22 protein-coding genes are annotated in these 25,889 nt (G+C 45.5%); 15 read left to right on the plus strand and 7 right to left on the minus strand.

Annotation, left to right across the window (positions count from 1 at the left end; all coding sequences use genetic code 11):
• Positions 1-131 precede the first annotated feature (131 nt).
• Positions 132-1,178, minus strand: coding sequence for a calcium/proton exchanger (cax, locus tag ASD40_RS11990; RefSeq protein WP_057303519.1), 1,047 nt, complete (start codon positions 1,176-1,178; stop codon positions 132-134).
• A 231-nt stretch (positions 1,179-1,409) separates the two neighbouring features.
• Between cax and ASD40_RS11995 the strand changes: the two genes are divergently transcribed.
• Positions 1,410-1,790, plus strand: a complete 381-nt coding sequence (locus ASD40_RS11995) for an Asp23/Gls24 family envelope stress response protein (protein WP_029195598.1) — start codon at positions 1,410-1,412, stop codon at positions 1,788-1,790.
• 19 nt (positions 1,791-1,809) lie between these two features.
• On the opposite strand, the gene ftsW is transcribed toward ASD40_RS11995, so the two are convergent.
• Both ftsW and ASD40_RS12005 read right to left on the minus strand, forming a co-directional pair.
• Complete coding sequence (gene ftsW / locus ASD40_RS12000) at positions 1,810-2,979, minus strand: putative lipid II flippase FtsW (protein WP_057303520.1); 1,170 nt, start codon at positions 2,977-2,979, stop codon at positions 1,810-1,812.
• A gap of 13 nt (positions 2,980-2,992) precedes the next feature.
• Positions 2,993-3,340: a YugN family protein gene (locus ASD40_RS12005; RefSeq protein ID WP_057303521.1), complete on the minus strand. Its 348-nt coding sequence runs from the start codon at positions 3,338-3,340 to the stop codon at positions 2,993-2,995.
• A 204-nt stretch (positions 3,341-3,544) separates the two neighbouring features.
• On the opposite strand from ASD40_RS12005, the gene ASD40_RS12010 reads away from it, so the two are divergent.
• The 5 genes from ASD40_RS12010 (at position 3,545) to ASD40_RS12030 (ending at position 9,925) form a co-directional block, all read left to right on the plus strand.
• A complete protein-coding gene (locus tag ASD40_RS12010) occupies positions 3,545-4,714 on the plus strand; it encodes a M20 family metallopeptidase (protein WP_057303522.1) in 1,170 nt (389 codons plus the stop codon).
• Between the two features lie 63 nt (positions 4,715-4,777).
• Positions 4,778-5,218, plus strand: a complete 441-nt coding sequence (locus ASD40_RS12015; RefSeq protein WP_057303523.1) for a CBS domain-containing protein — start codon at positions 4,778-4,780, stop codon at positions 5,216-5,218.
• Positions 5,219-5,366: 148 nt separating this feature from the next.
• Entirely contained in the window at positions 5,367-7,472 is a 2,106-nt protein-coding gene (locus ASD40_RS12020) for a PAS domain-containing sensor histidine kinase (protein WP_057303524.1), read from the plus strand.
• Between the two features lie 172 nt (positions 7,473-7,644).
• Positions 7,645-8,793, plus strand: a complete 1,149-nt coding sequence (locus ASD40_RS12025) for a Gfo/Idh/MocA family protein (protein ID WP_057303525.1) — start codon at positions 7,645-7,647, stop codon at positions 8,791-8,793.
• 58 nt (positions 8,794-8,851) lie between these two features.
• The gene (locus tag ASD40_RS12030; protein ID WP_057303526.1) at positions 8,852-9,925 is read left to right on the plus strand and encodes a Gfo/Idh/MocA family protein; all 1,074 of its coding nucleotides are present in this window, start codon (positions 8,852-8,854) and stop codon (positions 9,923-9,925) included.
• Here the strand turns inward: ASD40_RS12030 and ASD40_RS12035 are convergent.
• Both ASD40_RS12035 and ASD40_RS12040 read right to left on the minus strand, forming a co-directional pair.
• Positions 9,870-10,796, minus strand: coding sequence for a LysR family transcriptional regulator (locus tag ASD40_RS12035; RefSeq protein ID WP_057303527.1), 927 nt, complete (start codon positions 10,794-10,796; stop codon positions 9,870-9,872). The genes ASD40_RS12030 and ASD40_RS12035 overlap by 56 nt on opposite strands.
• Before the next feature lie 280 nt (positions 10,797-11,076).
• The gene (locus ASD40_RS12040) at positions 11,077-11,589 is read right to left on the minus strand and encodes a thermonuclease family protein (protein ID WP_057303528.1); all 513 of its coding nucleotides are present in this window, start codon (positions 11,587-11,589) and stop codon (positions 11,077-11,079) included.
• A 124-nt stretch (positions 11,590-11,713) separates the two neighbouring features.
• Between ASD40_RS12040 and ASD40_RS12045 the strand changes: the two genes are divergently transcribed.
• From ASD40_RS12045 to ASD40_RS12055, 3 genes are all read left to right on the plus strand, one after another.
• On the plus strand, positions 11,714-13,396 hold the full coding sequence (locus ASD40_RS12045; protein WP_057303529.1) for a DNA repair helicase XPB: 1,683 nt from the start codon (positions 11,714-11,716) through the stop codon (positions 13,394-13,396).
• Positions 13,397-13,412: 16 nt separating this feature from the next.
• On the plus strand, positions 13,413-15,449 hold the full coding sequence (locus ASD40_RS12050) for a helicase-associated domain-containing protein (protein ID WP_057303530.1): 2,037 nt from the start codon (positions 13,413-13,415) through the stop codon (positions 15,447-15,449).
• Positions 15,450-15,577: 128 nt separating this feature from the next.
• Complete coding sequence (locus ASD40_RS12055; RefSeq protein WP_057303531.1) at positions 15,578-16,027, plus strand: YlbF family regulator; 450 nt, start codon at positions 15,578-15,580, stop codon at positions 16,025-16,027.
• A gap of 3 nt (positions 16,028-16,030) precedes the next feature.
• On the opposite strand, the gene ASD40_RS12060 is transcribed toward ASD40_RS12055, so the two are convergent.
• The gene (locus tag ASD40_RS12060) at positions 16,031-17,035 is read right to left on the minus strand and encodes an asparaginase (RefSeq protein WP_057303532.1); all 1,005 of its coding nucleotides are present in this window, start codon (positions 17,033-17,035) and stop codon (positions 16,031-16,033) included.
• Positions 17,036-17,082: 47 nt separating this feature from the next.
• Here ASD40_RS12060 and ASD40_RS12065 point away from each other — a divergent pair, with 47 nt between their 5' ends.
• The 5 genes from ASD40_RS12065 to galU all read left to right on the plus strand — a co-directional run bounded on the left by ASD40_RS12065 (position 17,083) and on the right by galU (position 20,829).
• Positions 17,083-17,346: a YlbG family protein gene (locus tag ASD40_RS12065; protein ID WP_057303533.1), complete on the plus strand. Its 264-nt coding sequence runs from the start codon at positions 17,083-17,085 to the stop codon at positions 17,344-17,346.
• 211 nt (positions 17,347-17,557) lie between these two features.
• Complete coding sequence (locus ASD40_RS12070) at positions 17,558-17,995, plus strand: hypothetical protein (protein WP_029195611.1); 438 nt, start codon at positions 17,558-17,560, stop codon at positions 17,993-17,995.
• A gap of 112 nt (positions 17,996-18,107) precedes the next feature.
• Positions 18,108-19,019 (plus strand): selenium metabolism-associated LysR family transcriptional regulator, encoded by a 912-nt coding sequence (locus ASD40_RS12075; protein ID WP_057303534.1) that lies wholly within the window; start codon positions 18,108-18,110, stop codon positions 19,017-19,019.
• 74 nt (positions 19,020-19,093) lie between these two features.
• Positions 19,094-19,951: a PHP domain-containing protein gene (locus tag ASD40_RS12080; RefSeq protein WP_057303535.1), complete on the plus strand. Its 858-nt coding sequence runs from the start codon at positions 19,094-19,096 to the stop codon at positions 19,949-19,951.
• Positions 19,948-20,829 (plus strand): UTP--glucose-1-phosphate uridylyltransferase GalU, encoded by an 882-nt coding sequence (galU, locus tag ASD40_RS12085; protein WP_057303536.1) that lies wholly within the window; start codon positions 19,948-19,950, stop codon positions 20,827-20,829. The genes ASD40_RS12080 and galU overlap by 4 nt, the downstream gene beginning before the upstream one ends.
• Before the next feature lie 112 nt (positions 20,830-20,941).
• Here galU and ASD40_RS12090 read toward each other — a convergent pair whose 3' ends face one another.
• Positions 20,942-22,702, minus strand: coding sequence for an Rqc2 family fibronectin-binding protein (locus tag ASD40_RS12090; RefSeq protein WP_057303537.1), 1,761 nt, complete (start codon positions 22,700-22,702; stop codon positions 20,942-20,944).
• 225 nt (positions 22,703-22,927) lie between these two features.
• Between ASD40_RS12090 and ASD40_RS12095 the strand changes: the two genes are divergently transcribed.
• Positions 22,928-25,720 (plus strand): calcium-translocating P-type ATPase, SERCA-type, encoded by a 2,793-nt coding sequence (locus ASD40_RS12095; protein ID WP_057303538.1) that lies wholly within the window; start codon positions 22,928-22,930, stop codon positions 25,718-25,720.
• Positions 25,721-25,889: the final 169 nt, after the last annotated feature.

Genomic DNA, 25,889 nt, shown 5'->3' on the forward strand with positions numbered 1-25,889 from the left:
CTCTGATGAGGAACGAACTGCTTTTTTTCTTTATCTCATGCTTTTTCCATTTGGCAGATCCACTTCGTTCAAAAGTAAGGCTTTTGCAGTGCTCTCCACAATGGGTTACTTTTTTTGTCTTTATAAAGTATTTAGACGAGGAAGAATACGACGCCTAGAATGATGTAGACCACGAGCAGCAGGAGACCTTCATACCAGTTGGTCGAGCCATCTTGGGTTATCGACTTCGTAATAAAGACGGCGACTCCGATTGCAGCAATTTCATATGTGGAAAAGACAATGTTCATAGGTGTTCCACTTACGAAGAAACTGACAAGTATAAGCACAGGAGCTACGAATAGGGCAATCTGCAATGAGCTGCCGATTGCTATTTCAACGGCTGCGCCCATTTTATTCTTCATAGCCATCATCACGGCTGCGCTATGCTCCGCGGCATTTCCAATGATGGCAATGAGGAATGCCCCTACAAACAGCTCTGATAATCCAAATCTATGGGTAACTTCCTCTAATGTACCAACTAACCATTCACTCGTGAAAGCCACCATGACTGTAGCTAGGATTAGAAATAAAATGGAAGTTCCTTTGGACCACGCTGCCTCACCATGTTCAATGGCTTCATCAGAAAGTACACTTTTGTGTGTAACCATGGAGAATAGTAGCCAGAGCAAGTAGGCAACGATCAGTAATATGGCTACGATCATGCTCATTGTTGACGTTTCTTTGGTTGTCAATCCACCTGCGAAGATGGCTGGTATGAATAACGCAACAACCCCAAGAATCATTAAGGAAGAATTGTGTGAAGCAAGTTTCACGTTAAATGACTGTTCCTTAAACTTTAATCCACCTGAAAATATACTCAGTCCCAGTACAAGCAGCAAATTGCCGATTATAGCTCCGGTGAGACTGGCTTTGACGACATCGAACAATCCATCTCTAACTAAGAAGAACGCAATAATTAACTCAGCTGCATTACCGAACGTTGCATTGAGGAATCCGCCTACGCGCTCACCTGCATAGTGGGCAACACTCTCTGTCGCTTTACCTAGAAATCCAGCTACAAAAATGATCGCTATACAAGCAATAACGAATTGAAGCGTTGAATTCAGATGCATGTAATGAGCGATGCCTGTTGTAACGAAAGAAATGATTAACCCGATGTAGAACAATTTTCCCTTCAAAGTAAACCCTCCGACTCATTCTTTATTGGTACTTTTTGACTTCTTTTAATATACCTACTTTGGAACCCAATGTAAATTCGATTTGTCCGTTGTTGCTGGTTCTTGCTTTCATCTAGCGAACTTATTACAATAGATTTATACCTGTGTGGGGGGGACTTTGAGCTTCACTCAACAATGAGAGACTTTAAGTAAGCTTAAAGGTCATATATTATATATGAGGAGATGATCTGTATGTCCGAAGACAATCAAACCGGATTAATTCGTATTTCTGATGATGTAGTATCAACAATTGCAGGACTTGCAGCTCTGGAGACAGCAGGCATAGCGGGCATGTCAGGTGGTATCTCGGAAGGCTTAGCTAAACGACTCAGTGGTAAGAATGTTCAGCGTGGTGTTTCTGTGGAGGTTGGGCAAGTAGAAGCAGCCATCGATCTACGTGTTATCGTCAATTACGGTTCTCGTATTCAGGATGTATGCAGGGATCTCCAAGAAAACGTGAGAGAAGCTGTTGAAAATATGACAGGACTAACCGTGGTTGAGGTCAATGTCAAGGTGGAAGGTGTCGCGTTCAAGGAAGAAGAGACAGCAGACGATCCACATCGTGTAAAATAGAAAAAAGACTCAATCGATTTCATTGAAATCGATTGGGTCTTTTTTTGGGTTTTGCATCTTCTTTGTGTGTTTGTTCCCGAGATATACTGAGCAGGATCCCCATACTGATGAGAGAGACCATCATGGAGGAACCTCCTGCTGAAATAAAGGGCAAGGTTACACCGGTCAGTGGAATGGATCCTGTAACGCCACCGATATTGATGACGGCCTGGAAGGCAAAAATGCTCATAATGCCAACTCCGGCTACCATACCGAATAAATCGGGACTGCGAACAGCGACGAGGATGCCACGCCATATAAAGAGCAGGAAAATAAGGATGAATATCGAACTCCCAATAAAACCAAACTCTTCTCCAATGATTGCAAAAATGAAGTCATTATGAGCTTCAGGTAAATAATGCAGCTTTTGAATACCTTGACCGAATCCTGCACCCGTCAGTCCGCCATGTCCGAATGCGAATAAGGATTGGACGACCTGGTACCCAGTATCCGAAGTATCGGCCCATGGATCAAGAAAAGAGGTTAGGCGGTTCAGACGGTAACTGCTTGACGTATCTGCTGTGTTATTTTTTAGTAAGTAAATGGTAACAACCATAGTGCCGATTGCAGCAAGGCCTGTCCCTAAAAGGAAAATATGCTTAAGGTTGGAGCCACCCACAATGATGACAATGGCAGAGCAGACTAGCAGGATCATACAGGAGCCCAAATCAGGCTGCAGCATGATGAGCATGCTGACAAATCCAACGATCACCAAGGCAGGGAGCAGGCCTTTCTTGAAATTACGGAACTTCTCTTCTTTATTACTAATGAGAGATGCCAAGTAAAGAATAACAATTAGTTTGGCAAATTCCGTTGGCTGAATGCCAAATTTACCTACATTAAACCAGCTGGCTGCACCATTTGCTTTTGAAGTGAAAATAACAAGAACGAGCAGCATAACAACAACAAAGAAAGCAGGAATAACTAACTTCTTTAGCTTGGTGTAGTGGAGGTTCATGCAGAAAAGCATGCCAACGCTTCCTAAGCCAACAGCTATCAATTGCTTCTTCGTAAAATACCAAGGGTCGCCCCATCGATAAGCACTCGTCATTGAGCTTGCACTGAAAACCATAGCAAGTCCGAAGCAAACGAGTACAAAGGTTAAAAATAGCAGCAGAAAATCCGGCGTTCCTCTTCGAGGGGGATTCATGCTGTTTCCCCGCCTAGTCTGCTAATAATTGCTGCAGTTGAGCTAATTTTTGGTTGGAAATTTTGAGAACCGACTCAGGGATAGGAGAATTGTAATCCAAGCCATGCGGGAACGTTTCTTTACCTATGTACGCATCTTCTAAGAATAGGATTGCATAAGGAGATTCTAGTTTGCCGGATTCTACACGAGCATTTACACGTAAGAAATACACGGATTTGCTTGCTTTATCTTCCATTTTAAAATCATAAGTAGCACGCGTGTATTCCCACTGCCAACGCACAAAACCAAGTTTTGTCGTTACTTCATCCAGGTGAGCCAAATCACTTTTTAAGCCTTTTAGGCCAGTTGCTTCAATAATCAATTTTAACGCCTCCATATTGTACGTATGCATTCTTTATTCATGATAGTATGTTTCCAAAGGTTCTGCAAGTCGATAGCAACGTCAATTTTCTAATATTTGATGGCACTTTACAGATGAAACATGTTCATTTATTTGGTAGAATAGGTTCAATGACACGGCAAGCGTGAAAAGTTAAGAAACAAGGATGGGCGGAGGATTTTCCATATGAACGATTTTCAAGCAAGCTTACAAGCCAATTATGAAGAAATGGTTGCCTGGAGACGCTACTTACATCAAAACCCAGAACTCTCTTTTCATGAATATCGCACAGCTGAATTTGTGGCGAGCCATCTACAGAGTTGGGATATTGAAGTTCGCAAAAATGTAGGAGGCAATGGTATTGTCGGACTGCTCCGCGGCAGCAGCGAAGGTCCTACGGTTGCGCTTCGAGCAGACATGGATGCATTGCCTATACAAGATGAGAAGAACTGTACGTATTCTTCGCTCACAAAAGGCGTTATGCACGCTTGTGGACACGACGCACACACTTCAACACTGCTTGGCATTGCCAAGGTGGCTAGTCAGCATCGCGCTCAACTGAAAGGGAATCTGGTTTTCCTGTTCCAGCATGCTGAAGAAATTACGCCTGGTGGCGCTGATTCCATGATCCAAGACGGAGCTCTTGAAGGTGTTGATGCCGTGTTCGGCGTTCATCTCTGGACGCCATTTCCTATAGGCCATTTTTATTCCAAAGCGGGTCCCTTAATGGCGGCACCCGACGAATTTACTATCCATATTCAAGGAAAAGGTGGACATGGGGGGTTGCCTCATCAAACCATTGACAGTATTTATGTAGCTTCTCAATTAGTTGTTAATCTCCAATCGATCGTGAGTCGACAAATAGATCCGATTGAACCATGTGTGGTTAGCGTTGGATCCTTCCACGGAGGCTCAAGCTTCAATGTTATAGCTGAAACGAGTGTGCTGAATGGCACTGTGCGCACTTTCAATGCGGAACTTAGACAAGATGTGAAGCAGCGCCTTGAACGGATCGTACATACCACTTGTGAGATGAATCAGGCTTCCTATAAGATAAACTATAAATTAGGTTATCCAACAGTTGTTAATGACGGGAAAGAAGCAGAGCGTTTCTTCAAAGTTGGCACCGAATTGTTTGGGGCAGAAGCCGTACACGAGTCCCCACTTATTATGGCCGGAGAGGACTTTTCCTATTATTTGAATCACCGACCAGGTTGTTTTATGTTCGTTGGTGCAGGTAATGTTGAGGCTGGTATCATACATCCGCACCATCATCCGAAGTTCGATATTGACGAGAAATCCATGCTAAATGCAGCAAATTTGTTATTAGGAATGGCTTTGGATTATATGGCATGAATGCCGTCCTTCCTTTGGAGAATGCTATAGAGGTAAGTTAACTCTGAGGAGGGATTATGGGACATGGCAGGTAAAACAGTGAGGGACATCATGAGTAAAGATTGCGTGACGGTTACTCTGCAGGATAATATTTACGAGATCGCTTTAAAAATGAAGAATCACGATATCGGATTCGTTGCCGTTGTAGAGGGCAAGAAGCTCATTGGTGTTGTAACAGACCGTGACCTTGTTGTTCGCGGGTACGCGGAAAAGCATTCTGGTTCTACAGCTGTCGAGAATGTAATTACGAAGGATATAGAGACAATAAGCCCAGATACTACTGTTGAAGAGGCCGCCAAAATGATGGCTAAAGATCAAATTCGACGGTTACCAGTAGTGGAGAACGGTGAGCTTGTCGGAATAGTAGCCATCGGTGACCTAGCGGTGCGCGGCACCTTTGAGGATGAAGCTGGAGAAGCGCTTAGCAAGATTTCATCAGACAAAACACTCGTCGGCAGTAAATAATTAGGATCCACGTATAACAGCAAGCAACCTGTTTTCCATTCTATGGAGAAGGGTTGCTTTTTTTGTCAGGAAAAAATGTTATCTTTACTACCGATAAGTGATGAGAGATAATGATAGCGAAAAGGGTAGGGGAGGTCACCATCTTAGAATGAATAAGGTCAAAGACAGCGCATTTATTGGTGTAATTATTCTAGACGCAGGTTGGCATTATACATATATCAACGAATATGCAGCAAAAATTTTAAATCGTACGCCTAATGAATTATTGGGTAAAGTCGCTTGGGCCGAATTTCCTGCTGCGATACGGTACGCTTGTTACGATCAATTCCATAAAGCCCTTAAAAATAAGGAAGAAGTTCATTTTGAAGAGTACATAAAATCGTCCAATCAGTGGATAAAGGTAAGTGCATATCCATTTGGCGGGAATTTGCATATTGCATTCCGCAAACCGGATTTTGCTGAAATTAGTTCATTGCTAGAAAGTGAGTATTATCTAAAATATACAGAGAATTTTCAAGATTTAATCACATTGACTTCCGTAGATGGTAAATTTCGATATCTATCCCCTGCTACTCATCCATTGCTCGGTTATGAAGTTGATGAAATGGTCGGTACTCGTATATTGACGTATTGTCATTCAGAAGACATAGAGATTTTGAAGAACATTTTTACGGACGAAAACTACTCGACTGTTGCGGACCAAGGGATGATCACCTGTCGTTTCTTGCATAAAAAAGGTTGGTACGTGTGGTTTGAGAAAAATTTCAAATGGATGTTAGATGAAGATGGTAAGAGAAGTCAGCTATTGGGTATTTGGCGCGATATTACAGAGCGTAAGCTGGTCGAGGAGCGTTTTGTGCAAGCGCAAAAACTGGGACAGTTTGGCAGCTTTGAGCGATATCTGACAGATGAGTATTGCATGTGGTCCGAGGAGATGTACCGAATACATGGTCTTGATCCCGTAGATTCTATGGATTTAAGCGAAGCTATTATGCTAATTGTGTCGGATGATCGCGATAAAGTAGCCCTTGCTTTTGAGACAGCGATTCAGGTTGGAATATCTGAAGTCGAGTACAGGGTTGTTCGCAAAGATGGAGAGGTGCGACATCTCAAATCACAAATCGAGCGCGTCCTCCGCGATAACGGTCGTACGGCTGTACGGGGGCTCATTCACGATATTACAACACATAAACAAATTGAAGCAGAGCTTAAAAGAAGCAAAGCCAATTTGGAAATTGCACAAGAAATCGCGGGATTGGGTCACTATGACTGGGATGTGATCAGGAATGATTTGTATTGGTCAGACGAGCTGTTTGTGCTGTTTCATTTGCGCCGTGAAGGTTTTGGGAATACAATAGAAGCCTTTTTTAATGCGGTTCATCCGGATGATACAGTTAAAGTGAAAGAGGCAATTCGTGATGCTCTGCATGGCGGTCTTCTAGATTTGGTGTATCGAATTATTGTGAATGAGAATGAGGTCCGCGTGATTCATACCATGGCCAAAACGACCTATGACGAATGGGGAAGGCCGCTGCGTCTATTTGGTACGGTGCAGGATATCACCATACAGAAACAGACAGAAGAGCTTCTTCGCAAAACGGAAAAATTGAATGTCGCTGGACAATTGGCAGCAGGTATCGCACATGAGATCCGTAATCCGCTTACGGCGCTCAAAGGATTTGCTAAACTGATGTGTCAAGCAAACGAAGAAAGCAAGCTTAGGTATTTTCAGATCATGCAGGAAGAATTTAATCGTATCGAATTGATCTTAGGAGAGCTTCTGATTCTTGCTAAGCCACAGGCTGTTGCCTTTCATCCTCATGATACCACAGCTATTCTTAGCGAAGTCATTGAACTGTTGAATACAGAAGCAATCATGAGCAATGTGATCATCGAACTAGATTGTGAACCGAATCTTCCTCTGGTTAAATGTGAGCAAAATCAATTAAAGCAGGTTTTCGTGAATATGATTAAAAATGCAATTGAGGCAATGCCAATCGGAGGCGGCCTGCATATATCTGTGAAAAAGGTTGCGGGCGGTGTAGTTCTTTATTTCGCAGATCAGGGAATGGGTATATCGGAGGAGCGGCTGCCGCGCATAGGGGAACCCTTTTATACGACCAAAGAGAAGGGAACTGGGCTCGGCGTAATGGTTAGCTTCGCGATTATTGATGAACACCAAGGACATATTGAATATCAAAGTAAGCTTGGCGTTGGCACCACTGTCCTTATCCAACTGCCAGCTTTTTCGTGAAAAAGGGAGGGACCGGACCAGGAAACTGGTCTTTTCTCATTTTGTCTATATCTTGTAACTGTCAAAGTTCGCAATAAGGTGGTCAATCTGCGACAAGATGCGGTCTTCTAAATATGCTACATTGATAACGTGTTCAATAATTGTGAAACTAACAAGAAAAGGTGATAACCATATGGAGAAAGTAAGGATTGGTATTATTGGTCTGGGCAATATGGGAACCGGACATGCCAAATACTTGGTGAATAATGAAGTGAAGGGTGCTCAGCTAACCGCTATTTGTGAGTTCAGAGCGGACCGCTTGGAATGGGCGAAAGAAAACCTAGGTGAAGGCGTCCAATTATTCGACAATCTCGATACATTCCTTACTTCGGGGACAATTGACGGTGTATTGATTGCGACTCCGCACTATGATCACCCAGATGTGGCTGCCCGTGCATTTAAAGCCGGACTCCATGTGTTGTGTGAGAAACCAGCAGGTGTTTATACCAAACAAGTTAGACAAATGAACGAAGCTGCGCGAGCTTCAGGCAAAGTGTTCAGTATGATGTACAATCAACGTACAAATCCATTATATAAAAAGTTGAAGGATCTGGTTTCTTCCGGAGAGCTTGGCGAAATTCGCAGAACGAACTGGATTATTACGAATTGGTACAGATCCCAAAGCTATTACGATTCAGGCGGCTGGCGTGCAACGTGGGCAGGCGAAGGCGGCGGTGTACTCATTAACCAGGACCCGCATCAGCTTGACTTGTGGCAGTGGACGATCGATATGATGCCTAAACGAGTTCGTGCATTTTGTTATTTCGGAAAGCATCGCAATATCGAAGTTGAGGACGATGTAACCGCATTCGTAGAGTATGAGAATGGGGCTACGGGCTTATTCGTTACAACAACGGGCGAAGCACCGGGTACGAACCGTTTCGAGTTGTCCGGTGACCGCGGTAAAATTGTGATCGAAGATGGGAAGCTAACTTTCTGGCGTTTACGCGTATCCGAGAGAGAATTTAATGAAACCTACAAGGGTGGATTCGGCCAACCGGAGTGCTGGAAGTGCGAGATTCCAATTGAAGGGCAAGAAACAGGCCACAAAGGCATCACGCAAAACTGGGTGGATGCCATTCTACATGGCACGCCATTGGTCGCTCCAGGAGAAGAAGGAATCAAAGGTCTGATGCTATCCAACGCCATGTTGTTGTCGACGTGGACAGACAATTGGGTAGACCTGCCGATTGACGAAGAATTATTCGAGCAGCATTTGCAAGATAAAATAAAAAATTCCACTGTCAATAAAGAGGCCGGTTTTAAAACACTTGTAGTATAAAAATATGAACACCCCGCGCTAATGCGTAACATGGGTAGGATAGTGGAGGAATTCGGACATGCAGAAAAGCGATGGAATGAATTACGCACCAAAAGGGAAGCCGAACATTGTCGTTCAAAAAGGGGAGTTCGTTTTCGCAGCGATTGCCTTGGATCACGGTCATATCTATGGGATGTGCAATGGCTTGCAAGAAGCAGGAGCAGAGCTCAAATGGGTTTATGACCAGGACGCTGCTAAGGTAAAGGCTTTCGTGGAGAAGTATCCTCATGTGAAGGTAGCTGCGTCTGAGCAAGAAATATTTGACGATGCCGAAGTCAAGCTAGTCGCTTCAGCTGCTGTACCTTCGGAACGCGGAGCCTTAGGTGTCCGTGCGATGGAGAATGGCAAAGATTATTTCACAGATAAAGCTCCTTTCACAACGTTAGATCAATTGGCTGCAGCCAAGGCAACTGTTGAAGCAACGGGTCGCAAATTTGCTGTATATTACAGTGAGCGTCTCCATGTGGAAAGTGCCGTTTTCGCGGGTCAGCTCATTGAAGAAGGTGCAATTGGCCGAATCGTGCAGGTCATTGGTTTAGGGCCGCACAGATTGGGTCATTCGAATCGCCCTGATTGGTTTTTCAAGAAACAAAATTATGGCGGCATTCTCTGTGATATCGGCAGTCATCAAATTGAACAGTTTCTGTACTATGCAGGGTGCAAGGATGCTACTGTTGTAAGCAGTAAAGTGGCGAATTACCATGCGAAGGATTATCCAGAGCTGGAGGATTTCGGTGACGCAACACTGATCGGGGACAACGGGGCGACAAATTATTTCCGTGTAGATTGGCTTACACCGAGTGGTTTGGGTACTTGGGGAGATGGACGGACGGTTATTCTAGGAACAGAAGGATATATTGAACTGCGTAAATATATTGACATCGCTCGCGATCCGCAGGGAGATCAGTTATACCTGGTCAACCAGCAAGGAGAAAAGCACTACAGCCTCCATGGACAAGTAGGCTTTCCTTTCTTCGGCCAGTTGATCTTGGACTGTCTGAATCGTACAGAGCATGCCATGACACAGGCGCATACGTTCAAAGCAGCAGAGCTGTGCTTGATTGCTCAGGCGAATGCAATCCGTGTGGAGTAGGCCTACACATTAACTGGACAAAAGCCTTCATGGGCATCGATAATTGCCTTTTGGCATGATAACACAGCTGTACGTTTAGCTTGAAATTCGGGTAGTCTAGCGGTAATATCGCTAGCTGCCCGTTTTGCGTTTCAGCGGTAACGGTCGTTTTGGGAAGCAAGGAAAGACCTAGTCCATGCATCGCGCATTTTTTGACTGTTTCATAATTATTGATTTCATAAGCTAGCGTATATTGGATTTGGTGTTTGCGCAGCATCTTTTCGAATAGATTGCGACAGCGGCTTCCTATTGTCGACATCAGAATTTCGCTGCCGTTTAAATCTTGTGGAACAATGGATGATTTGGCTGCTAACGGGTGATCCGGCGAGGCAATAATGACGAATTCCTCTTCTTGAATATTTTCAAATACCAAATCAGGGTCAGTTATGTCACGTTCAACAATGAACCCCATATCGCATTCGCCTGCTTTAAGAGCCCGATAAATATCATTCTCGACGACTTCGTTGATGGTGATCGTAATTTGCGGGTAGCGCCTCTTGAAAGCTCCTAAATACGGTGGCAGCATATAAGAGCACATGGTTGTCTCATGTGTGCCAATGATAAAGCTCCCCGTTGTTTGACCCGCAACCGTAATCTTCGATTCCTCTACTAATTTGACAAGCTTGGAGGCATATCGGAGTAAAATGTCGCCGGCTGGTGTCGGTCGCATCTTTTTGCGGATACGTTCAAATATTTCGATCCCATATTCCATTTCCAGCTTTTGAATTTGGGATGTCACACTAGACTGAGCATAGCCGAGACTTTCACCCGCCTTCGTATAGTTTTGCCATTTGGCGACTTCAAGCAGTGTTTTATACAAGGTGAGATCCATTCTAGTCGCCCTCCAATCATCACTTTTTCCGATGGTTACGATCATTTATTATAGATAACTCTGGGAGTTCCTGCCATGGTAAAATCGTTCTCAACCAAAGGATAGGGGGAGTTACCATGTGGAATCTATACGAAATAGAGAAAAGATTTGAGCAGCATATAAGAGAAATAGAAAAGCGTTCAAGAAGGGCCCATTGGTACGAAAAGAAGGAGAGAAGGGGGGGTCCTTTCCTACCGATTGCTGGCGTGCTATCTGTACTACTTGCTTTGGTAGTTATCGGTTATTTCTTGGTATCAAATGCTTTATCGTAATCCTTCCATAAGCCTTTCTTCTGATTACGGGCTGTTTCTTGATCCTTCTTAAAGGCATCCACGTACTTGATGTTCGGAGGATATGTAGCCATCCGCGCATACCCCTCTTGAACAAGGGTACGGTTAAACAGTTCTTCCCCGATCCATACGTAAACGAGCCAGCGATCATATTGATCCTTTTTATCTACATCAAATTCAAGCTCGACGGTTTCCTTCTCCAATCGTTTCTTCGTATAAGCACTTGCTTCTTTTCCATAAAACATAACCGGTGTATTAGGTTTCTTCGTCTCCGGTGTGTCCACACCAATTAATCGAACCTTCTCTTTCTTCCCTTTCATTGTGACCTCAAGCGTGTCACCGTCCACGATACGTTCCACTTTTACACGCTCTCTGCCAGCTATAGCTGCGGGTTTACTCCCACAAGCAGTCATCAAGATAACTAAATTAAGCAGCAAAGCAAGAGAGATTTTCCATTTGCGCATGAAGGACCTCCTAAGTAATTCGTAACTTCGTAAGCATTTCTTTGAGTATGTTTTAGACGTTAGCATGGTGGGGATGTTTAAATCAAGTGCTTTCCTTTCATACTAGAAAAAAAGGAGGCAGCACATGATTGCCATGGATCCTACCCGTCCTCTGATTGTACAGAGCGATTTATCGATATTAGTGGAAACGAATCACCCAGAATTTGAAGCTGTAAGGGGGACGATATCCCGTTTTGCGGATTTGATCAAAAGCCCAGAGCATCTCCATACGTATCGGATTACGCCATTATCGCTATGGAATGCGTCAGCTGCTGGGATGCCAATAGAAGAAATGTCGGACTTTTTGCAGCGGAATGCCAAATTTGGTGTCCCTACCGCGGTACTGAGCAGCATTCGGAAATATGTGAAACGGTATGGCATATTGCGTATGAAGAATGTCGGAAATGAGCTCTATTTAGTTAGCGATGATACGGTTGTGTTGAAAGAAATTTGCGCGTACGATTCGTTGAAGAGGTATTTAGAGGATACCCGCGGAGAGCGCGCTATTGCTATTTCTCCGATTTCACGAGGTATCTTGAAGCAAGAACTTATCAAGTTGGGTTATCCTGTAGAAGATTTGGCCGCTTATCGCAGCGGTGAATTTCTTCCGATTCAGCTTCGGAATGAAGATACGATGGAAGTGCCGTTCCAGCTGCGGGATTACCAAAAACATGCTGTAGATGCTTTTAACCGTGTCGGAGAAGGCGGTAGCGGTGTGTTGGTACTTCCCTGTGGAGCAGGGAAGACGGTGGTCGGCATTGCCGCGATGGCCAGGTGTAACTGTGCTACGTTGATTCTGACAACCAATGTTACTTCGGTGAAGCAGTGGAAACGTGAAATTTTGAGCAAAACAGGCTTGGCGGAAGACCAGGTAGGGGAATATAACGGCGCTACGAAGGAAGTAAGGCCTATTACGATTGCGACATATCAGATTTTGACGCATCGTGGGAAGAAAGAAGACGAATTCTCGCATATGCGGCTGTTCAGTCAGAGAGACTGGGGGTTGATTATTTATGATGAGGTTCATCTTTTGCCAGCCCCCGTTTTTCGGGCTACAGCCGAGATACAAGCAACTCGCAGACTCGGATTAACGGCTACGTTAATTAGGGAAGACGGTCGAGAAGAAGACGTTTTCTCGCTTGTGGGACCGAAGAAATATGATATGGCTTGGAAAGAGCTTGAGTCAAAGGGTTGGATAGCCAAGGTAGCCTGCAAGGAAGTACGAGTGCCTCTATCGGCTCATGATCGGGATCGTTATGGAGCCTCGGGAGCTAGGCAGCAGTTCAGGATCGCTGGAGAAAACGCCGCTAAGCTAGACGTTATTGACCACTTATTGGGGCTTCATGCTAATGAACAGACGTTAATCATCGGCCAATATATTAGTCAATTAGAGCTCATCGCTGCCCATACCGGCGCGCCCATGATCAGCGGCGGAGTAGCGCATGATATCCGAGAAGACCTATATGAACAATTCAAGAAGGGTCGGCTGCCTCTCCTTATTGTATCCAAGGTTGCCAATTTTGCTGTGGATCTGCCCGACGCCGTCGTAGCCATTCAGGTGTCGGGTAGCTATGGTTCGAGGCAAGAAGAGGCGCAGCGGCTAGGTCGCATCCTTCGCCCTAAGAGCAGCGGTACTAACGCTGCTGTCTTCTATTCTCTGATTAGCGAGGATACGAAGGAGCAGGATTTTGCTATGAAAAGGCAGTTGTTTCTAGTTGAACAAGGCTATCAATATAGCATAACGAGTTGGAATCAAGAGGCGAAATGACGAGAAGGAGCACAGAATGAAATTTGAACATATGGATAGCAAAATGCCCTGTGAACTGAGACAGCTCATTATGGAACAAAAATGGTGCTCATCTTTCCTCAAACAAGGCGTGGCATTACCTGATTTGATGACGGATCGGAAGTACCTTGCAGAGTTGAACCGGCATTTGTCATTGGATGAAAAGCATACTCTGCGTCTCATCGTATCCGCATTCGGCTGTGAACCGTTTACAAGAGACGCGTTGGAAAAGCAAGGAGCTCTTCGTATGGCGGGCGCGCAAGTCGCGCTAGGCCTTGTAGGGCTTAGAAGAGCTGGCATTATTGGTGCCTTTCGCAAAGCATGGGGGGAGCAGCTTTTTATCCTGCCTGAGGATGCTTTTGCAGCGTGGCAAATGTTATTATTTCCGTCAGATCAGCTTCAAACAACTAAGGAGGATATGGGAATTGAGCAGTTGGAAGCCGGGGACTTAGAGCAATTAAACGCATCAGTTACAGCAGTACCGTTTAACCCTAGAGGCTTGGCTCAGCAGCTGTTTCATTTTCAGGTGGCTTGTAATCAACAATCATCTCTGCCTCTCACGAACAAAGGGACTTTACATAAAAAACTGCTGCAGAAGCTAACGGAACATCTCGCCTTGCCTAATGATATTTTACGCTCTGCTGGGCTTAATTACGCATTTAGAGACGTTTATGACGAACCTGCCGCGCTAATGATTGAAATGGCTATTCGCATGGGTTTCCTTTCTATTCATAGCCAAGGTGACCGTTACCTCTTCAATCAGACGGCCTTTCTAGGATGGCTTCAGGACTCTTACGACAGCCAGCAAGGGCAATTATACCAGATATGGCGTCAATTGTTGGTTCCTGCACCTGTCTGGCTTGAACATGGCATATCATTGATGGAGAGAGGAGAGTTCGGGCAATGGTATGATGTGGACGTTATCGTAAAAGGAATCCGTTCTTGCTGTTCCCTTGGGGGGCAGGTGACGGATGAATCATCACTTCGAAAGGCTATCATGACCACTTGGATAGCTCCTTTGTCTGTTTTCCGTTTCATAGAGTTGGGTACCGACAAGGAAAATCATATATGGTTTCGATGGTTAATAACGCCGATACAAGAGGTCTTACACTATAAGGATAAGGACTTCAGATCGTTAGAAACGTATGTGGAGGTGAGTCCTTCGCTTTATGTGCAGCCGGATTTCGAAATATTGCTCCCCCCTGATGTATTTCTTCGCACAGAATGGGATATTGCGGCTTTCGCTGATCTCCAAACGACAGATCTTGTTCGTACCTATCGGGTTACCAAAGAAAGCTTCTACCGTGCTTGGGAAAAGGGGATGAGCAGTGAAGAAATGATTCGCATCCTGCACGAGAATGCTCTTTACGAAGTACCTGCACATATAACGATTACTTTACAGCAATGGGGAGAGCAGGCCGGTAAGCTGTATATCGAAGAAGTAACGCTGCTTCGCTGCCGTTCCGAAGATATAGCCGAGGCCTTGCTTCGAAACGAGAAATGCTTGCCACTTCTTGGGGAGCGCGTTGGCAGCTCAGACTTTATTATATTGCGTGAACATCTTACAAAGCTCACGAAGTGTCTTGAGAATATGGGGTTCCATCCAAAAAGCAGCCGAAAAGACGAGATGCCAGCGAGTTCCAATGCCTTGATTTCGTCCGAAAATCAGACAGGCGGCCTTTGTTATTCAAGAGATACCATACAGCTCTATGAAATGGATACCCACTTGCCGGAGCAGGACGAATTGTATCCGGATATGCAGGATATTCCTGTAAGCTGGATTAAGGAATTTCGTGAATATCACGGCTCTACTCGCAAAGAGATGATCCGCAAAGCTATCGAATGGAAAAGCGTTTTGCAGCTTCGAAAAGAAGGACGAAATCGCTTCATCATCCCCCGAATTCTGCGCGAAGAACGATCGGGCTGGATATTGGAAGGACTGGAGGAATATCAGGAGATTTCTTTGGTTAGCGAGGATTGGGAGGAGATGAAGCTTATTTTGCCTGGTATTAATGATGAAGGTGTTTATACGTAGGTTAGCATTAGCCATTGAGCAAATGGACGAGAATTTTGCTGCAAAGAGAAAAGGAAGAAACTCTTGGGGAACTGTGGTATAGTAGAGATGTTATATATTTTTTGAGAGGAAGGATGTTGATCTTAGTTATGTTACAAACATTGGAAGCAGAAACAATAGATATGTCGGCCGTTCTTATGCAGGCCTATGACATGGGTGATATGATTAATTCCTCTGCTGAAGTGGCAGATTATTTATATTGGAAGAACGCTGTGGAGAACAGCGCGGAAGTGCGGGATCTTAAAGCGGTTTTCGCCAGAAAAAAAGATGCTTTCGAGGAATGTGAACGCTTCGGGCATTACCACCCAAGCTATCACGAAGCATTAGCCGCGGTGAATGAGATTCAGGAGAAACTGCATGCTGTTGAAGCGGTGCGTAGGTTCAAAGAAGCTGAGGACCGCTTGGACGATTTGCTGTTTACAGTTTCCACAACGATCGCGCATGCGGTCTCCGATACGATTAAAGTTCCAAGCAATAATCCGCTTCCAACTGGCAAAGGCTGCAGTTCCGGTGGAAGCTGCAGCGGGAATTGCGGGTAATTACTAAAGCTGGAAATCGGGGCGGATGATTCCGACCTCGGTTCCCTGCCAGTTATGAATGGTAGGGGTATGATAGGATGCAAGTTCGCTTATTTCGGATTCCGAAAGCAAACTTAGCTGCTTCAAAGCTTCGACGACAGCTGGATACAAGGCCCGAACATTACCGTCTTCGATCTTTAAGACGAAGCCTAGTCCCTGTTCTGGAATCGTGATGGCGAAGATGCCTTCGGCTCCCATCTTGCCGATGATACGGCCCTTGGTTACCTCGATTAATCGCGTATCGAAGCGGTCGCTTCCCGCGAGGAATTGAGGATATTTTCGCACCGCGGCGACAATTCTTTGGCAAGCGTTTGCACGTGCTTGCGGCAATTCGTCAGGTCGGCCTAATCTGGCGAAGGCAAGTGCCAGTTGGTCGATTCTCATGCCGAATACGGGCACACCACAACCGTCAATTCCGAGCTGCATTAACGGCTTCGGCACGCCGGTCATGGCGCATACTGCCTCGAGCATAAGCTGTTGAACAGGATGCTGGATGCTCATGTAGGTATCCGGCGATGCACCAAGGTGTGCGCTAAGCGCTAGCATACCCGAATGTTTACCCGAGCAATTGTTGTGCAAGGTGCTCGGGGATTCTCCTCGCTCGCGCATCGCCTGTGCGGTCGGCGCGTGGTAAGGTTCATGAGCACCGCACTGCAGGTGCTCATGATGGTAACCGAGCTTGCCCAGGATACCCTGGGCAGTGCTCACGTGCTCAGCTTCCCCGTTGTGGGAAGCGCAGCATAGGGCGATTTCGGCATCGGTGAGGCCGAAATGATCAGCCGCGCCGGATTCAATCACCGGCAAGGCTTGAATGAGCTTCGCCGTCGAACGGGCGAAGGTGATCAGCTGCGGGTCGCCTGCTTGATACAGCAGCGTCCCCCCAGCGTTAACGACCGCGAGGTGGACGCGGTGAATACTTTCTGTTATGCTTCCACGGAATATGCGGACAATGGTGTCAGAAGGCTTCATGTAGTGGGTTCACTCCATACTAGGATTATTGAAAAGAGGTTGCAATCATGATGATCGAGCGTAGCGGATTAATCATTTGGGTAAACGATATCAAAGCCGCGAGAAACTTGGAACGGTTCGGTTCCCTTCATTACATATCCAAGAAAATGAATTATGCCGTTCTTTATATACATGCCAGCAAAGTAGAAGAGACAACACGGAACCTTTTGAAGCTCCCGTACGTCAAGAAGGTAGAGAAGTCTTACCGTAACGAAATTAAAACCGAATACAGTAGTGATGTGCCGGACAAAACTAGATTTTACACCCTTTGAGGCTGCAGTGCAAAACGAAAGCTTCGCAAGAAGCTTTTTTTATTTTTTGAATTTTTAGAAAATAAGCATTTTTTCATGATTTCACAAATATTTATTAATAATTTTATATATTCTTTCATGGGAAAAAAAGTTATAATCAAGTAAAATATAACTTACAGTCAGATAGGGAATAGGTACACGGTCTCATTTTAGTAGGATAGGGGTTGTGATCATGAAAGACAAGGTGATGGGGAGATGGAGTACTTATGAACCATTCTTCGTACAGCTGGGTGACAAGAAAGTGGCGGACGTCGTGATCACGAATCATGCGAAGCTGAGATGGAGTGATCGTGTTTCTAGCGAAAACAATTCACTCGAGGAAATTTGCGCTTTTCTGTGGGAAAAGCTTAAAAATGATAGCATCGTCCCTTATTATCGCAATGAAGAAGACGTTTATCTCATTGATGATGACCTTGTTGTTGTTGCCGAATTTTCCCATCTGGAGCATGAAACCGATCTTGTAGGTAATCCGCTTCACAAAATGATTATTGTTACGTTCCTTGGGAAAATGTCGGAAACGATGGAGCTTCGTGATTTGAAGTCTTATTATTCTTGGCTTAGACACTCACGTCGTATGACATTGATCAAGAACAGTCGTAAGCGTCGATAACCGAATAGGTTCCTTAACTGGAGTGTGTCGATGACGGCATGCTCTTTTTTGTGTCTTAATGGACTGTGTGCGTGCGATTTCATATAATGGAAACAAAGAGAGGCGGGTTTACATGGCACTTAATTTTCATCAACTGCATATTTTCTTTACCGTGGCGGAGAAAGGCAGCTTCTCTCATGCGGCGGGAGCCCTACATATGACACAGCCTGCGGTGACCATGCAGGTTCAATCACTGGAAGATTATTTCGGTGTCAAGTTATTTCACCGCAGCACCAAAAAGATCGAGCTGTCGGAAGCGGGACGAGCTCTGCTGCCTTTTGCTAAAAACAGCATTGAACTTATCCGTGAGACTGATGTTGCTATGTCCAAATTTACCAAAATGATTGAAGGGCGGCTGCAGTTGGGCGCCAGCTTGACGATGGGGGAATACATTTTACCTCGCCTGCTTGGACCCTTTAGCAAAGACTATCCTAACATCTCCGTATCGATGAAAGTGATGAATACGACTCAGATTTTGGACGAGGTTCTTGGCCATCAGCTCAATTTCGGACTTGTCGAAGCGCCCATTCATCATCCGGATGTCCATACTGAAGCGATTCTAAGTGATGAGCTTAAGCTCATCGTACCTGCGGACCATCCGCTAGCCGATATGGAGGTTGTAACCCTGGAGGAGCTGCTGAAATATCCGTTTGTTCTTCGAGAGCAAGGTTCCGGGACGAGAAGAGTGATGGAAGAGGAGTTCGCGCGCTGCAACATGGATTGCTCTTCCATGAGGATTGTGATGGAGTTAGGCAGCACAGGCGCTATTAAATCTGCTGTTGAAGCGGGCTTGGGTATCTCTATTCTTTCCCAGTCGTCCGTCAAGCATGAAGTGACGCTAGGCCTCTTTAAAGTGAAGCAGATCGAGAACATTGCCTTCGAACGCAGCTTCTATGCCATTTATTTGAACTCTACATTGCTGCCTATATCAGCAGTAAGCTTCATGACCTTCTTGCGGCAAGAGGATTTAAGCCGCTTTCTTTAAAATTTTACATAATCTACAGTTCGATTAATGATGAGCTCATAAATGTCATTTACGATGAAGGAAGGGAATAGAAAATGTCTGCAAGAATAGAAGCGGATTTACATACACATACGACAGCTTCAGATGGAACCCAGCGCCCTGCGGCTAACGTTCAAATGGCTTTCGATGCAGGATTAGGCGCCATAGCTATCACTGACCATGATACGGTCTCAGGTGTCGCGGAGGCGCTCTTAGCGGGGCGTGAGCTCGGCATAGAGGTCGTGCCAGGAGTAGAAATCTCCACGGTTGCGGGTGGGCAGGATATCCACGTGCTAGGTTATTATATTGACATTCATAATGAGCAATTTCTTCAGAGACTGGCGTCTTTGCGAGAAACGAGAGATACCCGCAATAACATGATTATTGAACGACTACAGCAGCTCGGACTAGACATTACAATGGCGGAAGTGCTGCGTGAAGTTGAGAATATTAAGAGTAAAGGCGACACCGTTGGAAGACCTCATATCGCTGCAGTACTGCTGAATAAAGGCTATGTGAGCTCAATTAGCGAGGCTTTTGACCGGTATTTAGGGACTGGTGCTGCCGCCTATGCCAATCCGCCAAGGATCGAGCCGGCAACGGCGATTAGGTGGATCCAAGAAGCGGGAGGAAAGGCCGTCCTCGCACACCCAGGTATTTACCATGATGATGCCCTTGTAGAAGCTATTATTCATCAAGGCTTGGATGGTATTGAAGTTTATCACTCAGATCATACCCCGGAAGAAGAGGCGAAATATCTCACCCTTGCACAGCGCTCCGGGCTTCTTATTACCGCTGGTTCCGATTTCCATGGTGAACGAGGCGGTGTCGTATTCCACGCACCTATTGGTTCGAGGCGAATAGGAATCGATGTTTTGCAAAGCCTTAAGCCAGAGAAGGAGCAGCATACATGAAGAAAATTCGCAAAGCTATTATCCCTGCAGCAGGTCTGGGAACTCGGTTCCTGCCAGCTACAAAGGCGCAGCCCAAAGAGATGCTGCCTATCGTTGATAAACCTGCCATTCAATATATCGTCGAAGAAGCGATTGAATCTGGCATTGAAGATATTATTATTGTCACTGGACGTAATAAACGCGCAATTGAAGATCATTTCGACAAATCGGTTGAACTTGAGATGATGCTGGAGGAAAAAGGCAGTACGCAGCTTCTCGAAATCGTGCAATCCGTTTCGAATTTGGCCGATGTGCACTACATTCGCCAAAAACAGCCTCTTGGACTTGGTCACGCGATTCTGTGCGCCCGCAAATTTATTGGGGATGAGCCATTCGCGGTTCTGCTTGGGGATGATATTCTCCAATCCTCGCCGCCAGGACTTAAGCAAATGATGGACATATATGAACAAGCCGAAACGTCCGTCATTGCTGTGCAAGAAGTGCCTTGGGAAGATGTAAGTAAGTATGGTATCGTCTCCCCCTCAAGCAGCCTGGACAAGTACCAGTTGATCGAGGATCTGGTTGAGAAGCCGGACCGTGATCAGGCACCTTCGAATTTAGCCGTTATTGGGCGGTATATCATCATGCCGGAAATTTTCGGCATCTTGGAGAGACAAGAGCCTGGCCGCGGCGGTGAAATTCAATTGACCGACGCTTTGCGTGTACTCAACAGGCAGCAGCAAATGGCTGCCTATCTGATGCAGGCTAAGCGCTATGACGTTGGGGATAAGATGGGATATATTGAAGCGACCATCGAGCTTGCCTTGCAGCGTCCGGATTTACAGGACCAAGTAAAAGCCTATCTATTATCTCTGATTCATCAGTTGGAATTGAAATAGAGAAATGCGATGAAACTTGGGAAGTTGGATGGACATGGTTATTTCATAAAAAAATAACACAAAAGAACCTAGCGGGTTTCTCGCTAGGTTTTTTTATTCGCCAAATGAAATTTTATTTTATCGTGACGTTCATCTGCTTAATCATGTTCTCATCCGGTGTCACGAATAGCGTTTTCTGATTCACATAGATGACAAATCCGGGCTTTGATCCATTTGGCTTGTGGACATGTTTAATTGCTGTATAGTCAACAGGGACTTGGCTGGAATGTTTGGCTTGGCTGAAATAAGCGGCCAATTGAGCTGCCTCCAACAGGGTAGTCTCTGAAAAGCTATCGCTGCGAATCACAACATGGGAGCCGGGTATATCCTTCGTATGCAGCCATGTATCCATCGAAGAGGACAGTCGGTTCGTTAAATATTCGTTCTGCGTATTATTTTTACCAACATAGATAGAGACACCTTCACTGGAAAGGTAGCAGGCCAAAGCCGGCTTATCTTTCTTTTTCTTTTTACGCTGTTTTTTATTGCGGTCACGTACATAACCTTGCTCCATAAGCTCATCACGGATCTCTTCGATATCGGTTAAAGAAGCGACACTAAGCTGCTGGAGTAAGGAGTTTAAGTACGTAATCTCTTGATGAGTTTGTGCAATTTGTTCTTCGACAATCGCCGTGCTGTTTTTCATTTTTGTGTACTTTTTAAAATACCGCTGTGCATTTTCAGAGGGGTTCAATAGAGGATCCAGCTTTATTTTTATCAAAGCCTGGTCCTCATCATAGTAGTTGATGGTCTCGACCTCGCGATCCCCTCTTTTTATAAGGTGAAGTGAGGCTGTCAACAGCTCGCCGAGAATCCGATATTTGTCGGCATCTTTGGAGTCATCAACGGTTTCTTGAAGTTTTTCCAACTTTTTAACATTTTTATTCGCTTCATTATGCAAAAAACGGAGCAAATCAGCCACACGTTGTTTGACTGTATCTCTTTCCGCTTTGTCGCCGTAAAAGTGCTCCAAACAATCACTCGGTGTCGCATAGGACGTGGAAATGCCGGTAATGTGTGTTAAAGGTGTCATAGCGAAGAACAATTTACCGGTACCTTCTTGCTCTACAATAACGGGGACGTAGCGATGCTGACGTACAGCCGTCATGACACCGTCGAAAGCTGTCCACAAGGCCGCTGGGTCATCTTCTTGTTCGTTGTTCCCGCCTTGACGGCTGCGGAATACGATTTCTTTGGCGATCAAAGGACTTAGCCCGCTGAATGCAGCGACTAATTTTTGTTCTGGTTTATCCTTGGACTCTTCTTCACCGGAATCTTGCTGAATAGCATGCAAGAACGAAGAGGCATCGGCCTCTAGTGGATTTTGCTTATCCTGCTCAGGCGGCGTGACATACTTGCTTCCCGGCATGACAATCCGATAAGAACTGATGGCAGGCGTTACATGATGGATGCCGTCTAGAATCGTTTCTGTTGCCGGGTCTAGAAGAATAATATTGCTGTGTCGGCCCATGATTTCCACAATAATCTGTTTGGTACTCATATCTCCTAATTCATCGCGATGACGAATTTGCAAACGGATGACACGCTCCATACCTATTTGTTCCACGGCTTCAATTACGCCGCTCTCACAGTGCTTGCGAAGCAGCATACAGAACATTGGAGCATCCATTGGGTTTAACGAGGATTGCTCGGTGATTTGAACCCTTGGATAAGTAGGGTTTGCTGAAAGAAGAAGTTTCACATTTTGCCCTTGTGCTCGGATGTGCATAATAATGTCATTTTCGGTGGGCTGATGAATTTTATTGATTCGGCCTCCTACACACATTTGCAGTTCGTGAATAATTGCATGAAGGACTAGTCCGTCTAAAGCCATGATGCATACAACTCCATTCTAGGGAGCTAATTGCAATGTGCGTTGAAATCGCAATTAGCTCCTCGGTTAAAAACTTTACTAACCTCTATGATGCCATACTTTTCACAAAAACTTAAGCGTTAGTCGGCAAGAAAGATGATTTCAGGGATATTTTCCTGCTTGTCTGAATACATTTACGTATGAGTGAGAGGCAAGTACATGGGAAAGTGGGAGGGAGAAGGGCGGATGAGTCAGAATAAGTGGTACCAGTTGACGTCGGAGGAAGTCCTGCAGTCACAGCAGGTGAGCATGCAGCAAGGATTGCCCTGGGAGGAAGCTTGGAAGCGACAGGCGGAAGTTGGTCGAAACGAGCTTTCTGAAGGGAAGCGTGTTTCTCCGATTACACTGCTTTTGAATCAATTCAAAGATTTCATGGTGCTGGTCTTATTGGGGGCGACCTTGATTTCCGGCTTGTTGGGTGAATATTTAGATGCCATTACCATTATCGTTATTATTGTGATGAATGGCATTCTTGGTTTTACACAGGAATTTCGGGCAGAACGTTCATTACGTGCTCTTAAAGAATTGTCAGCCCCTAACGCTAATGTTTGGAGAGAGGGCGCAGTTCATCAAATACCAGCTCGTGATTTGGTTCCAGGCGATATTATTTTGCTCGAAAGCGGCGACCGGGTGCCGGCAGATGTGCGTTTTCTGGAAACGAATGGCCTATATATCGAGGAGTCAGCCCTAACAGGGGAGTCGGTAGCCGTCAGTAAAATAACATCGGCTATATCTAATGATGAGGTGCCTCTTGGGGATCAGCGTAATCTGGGGTTCATGGGGACGATGGTAGCGCGTGGAACAGCCAAAGCCATTGTGGTTCGTGTCGGGATGAGCACGGAGATGGGGAAAATCGCTGATCTGATTCAAAATACAGAATCTATGGAGACGCCGCTTCAGCATCGCTTGGAACAGCTTGGGAAGATTCTGATCATCGTCGCGCTTGCATTAACTGTTCTCGTTGTTATCGCAGGTATTATGCATGGACAACCACCTTATGCGATGTTCTTAGCCGGTGTCAGCTTAGCTGTTGCCGCTATTCCCGAAGGACTCCCTGCTATAGTTACCATTGCGCTTGCACTCGGCGTACAGCGAATGATTAAGCGTAAAGCCATTGTCAGGAAGTTGCCTTCTGTAGAGACGCTAGGTTGTGCCTCGGTCATCTGTTCCGATAAAACGGGAACACTGACTCAGAATAAAATGACGGTTACCCACTTATGGGTCGGCGGAGACGTGCTGGAAGTGACGGGTGACGGTTATACGCCGGTTGGGGATATCCAAATAAGTGGACAAAACACCGATGCGCTTAGGAACCCATCACTCAGTAAGCTGCTTCATGTTTCCGTGCTTTGTAATAATGCATCTTTGTTTGAGGAAAAGCAGGAGTTGAAACGGAAGAAGGGCAAGGATGGTAAAGACGGCGTTATCTCTGTTTGGAACATTAAAGGGGATCCAACCGAAGGTGCATTAGTGGTCCTTAGTGCGAAGAGCGGCATTACCCAGGAGTCGCTAAGCGAGAAATATAAGCGTATCGCCGAATTTCCTTTTGACTCGGAGCGTAAACGGATGTCAGTGCTTGTGACTTCTGAGCATGGCCGGATGGCTTGCACGAAGGGAGCTCCTGATGTTCTAATCGGGCACTGCAGCTACATTCTTTGGGATGGGAAGGTAATTCCGTTCACGTCCACACTTAAACAGAAAGTGATTTCTGCCAATGAAGGCATGGCCAAATCCGCTCTTCGGGTATTGGGGATTGCTTACAAAGAACTTAAGAGCAGTGACCGCTATGAGGATCACGAAGATGTGGAAAACAACTTGATTTTTGTCGGATTAACCGGCATGATCGATCCACCGCGCAAAGAAGTGCGTGAATCGATCTCGAAGTGCCGTAAAGCAGGCATCAAAACGGTCATGATCACAGGGGACCATCAGACAACCGCTGAGGCAATAGCTAAGCAGCTTGGTATGCTTCCTACGAATGGGGTCAGTATGAGTGGCCAGCAGATTGCGGGTCTCTCGGACGATGAACTGGATGCAAAAGTGAATGATACCTACGTGTATGCGAGGGTTTCCCCTGAGCATAAACTGCGTATCGTCAAAGCTTTGCAGCGCAAAGGACATGTCGTCGCCATGACGGGGGATGGCGTGAACGATGCGCCAGCGATCAAAGCTGCAGATATCGGCATCGCGATGGGGATTACAGGGACGGATGTATCCAAGGAAGCTTCTTCTTTAATTCTTAGCGATGATAACTTCTCCACAATCGTTGCGGCGATTGAAGAAGGACGCGGTATTTATGAAAATATTCGTAAATTCATCCGGTATCTGCTTGCCTCAAACGTGGGCGAAATTATGACGATGTTCATTGCGATGATGGCCGGTCTACCTTTGCCGCTTGTACCGATTCAAATTCTATGGGTGAATCTTGTCACCGATGGCCTTCCTGCTATGGCGCTGGGAGTGGATCAAGCGGAGAAGGATTTGATGCAGCACAAGCCGCGCTCGTCGAAAGAAAATATTTTCGCTAGACGATTGGGTTGGAAAATTATTTCCAGAGGAATTCTTATCGGCGTTTGCACCTTGGGTGCTTTCTGGCTCGTATTACGAGTCAATCCATCCGATCCCGGAACCTTACTGAAAGCGCAAAGCGTCGCATTTGCCACTTTGGTAATGGCTCAACTCATCCATGTGTTCGATTGCCGCAGTTCACGCTCTATTTTCCATCGTAATCCTTTTCAAAATCGTTACCTTGTTCTTGCTGTGCTCTCCTCGCTTATCTTGATGCTGGCCGTTATGTATGTAGAAGCTCTTCAACCTATCTTCAAAACTGTTCCACTTGGCTGGAAGGATTGGATTCTGGTTCTGATCGCCGCTGGCATTCCGACCTTCTTAATGGGGCTGGGCAGTGTGCTGTCGCCAAAACGCAACAAGAATTCACGTTCTGTTTCGTATAATTCTTCCAAGCCGAGCTTCAGATGAATAGATGTATATAATTATAAACCGCCCTTGGGCGGTTTTTTTCGTTGATAAGAAAGTATAAGGTTTATGCGATTGCTTCGCATAAACCTTGACAAACCCTATCGTACTTGTAGGACGTTTGCAGGGCGGGATGTGAAGTGCTCTGTAAGTGCATGAAATAATTACCTAT

Origin of the sequence: Paenibacillus sp. Root444D2 (assembly GCF_001426375.1) — a bacterium.
In the GTDB taxonomy this organism is placed as follows: domain Bacteria; phylum Bacillota; class Bacilli; order Paenibacillales; family NBRC-103111; genus Paenibacillus_E.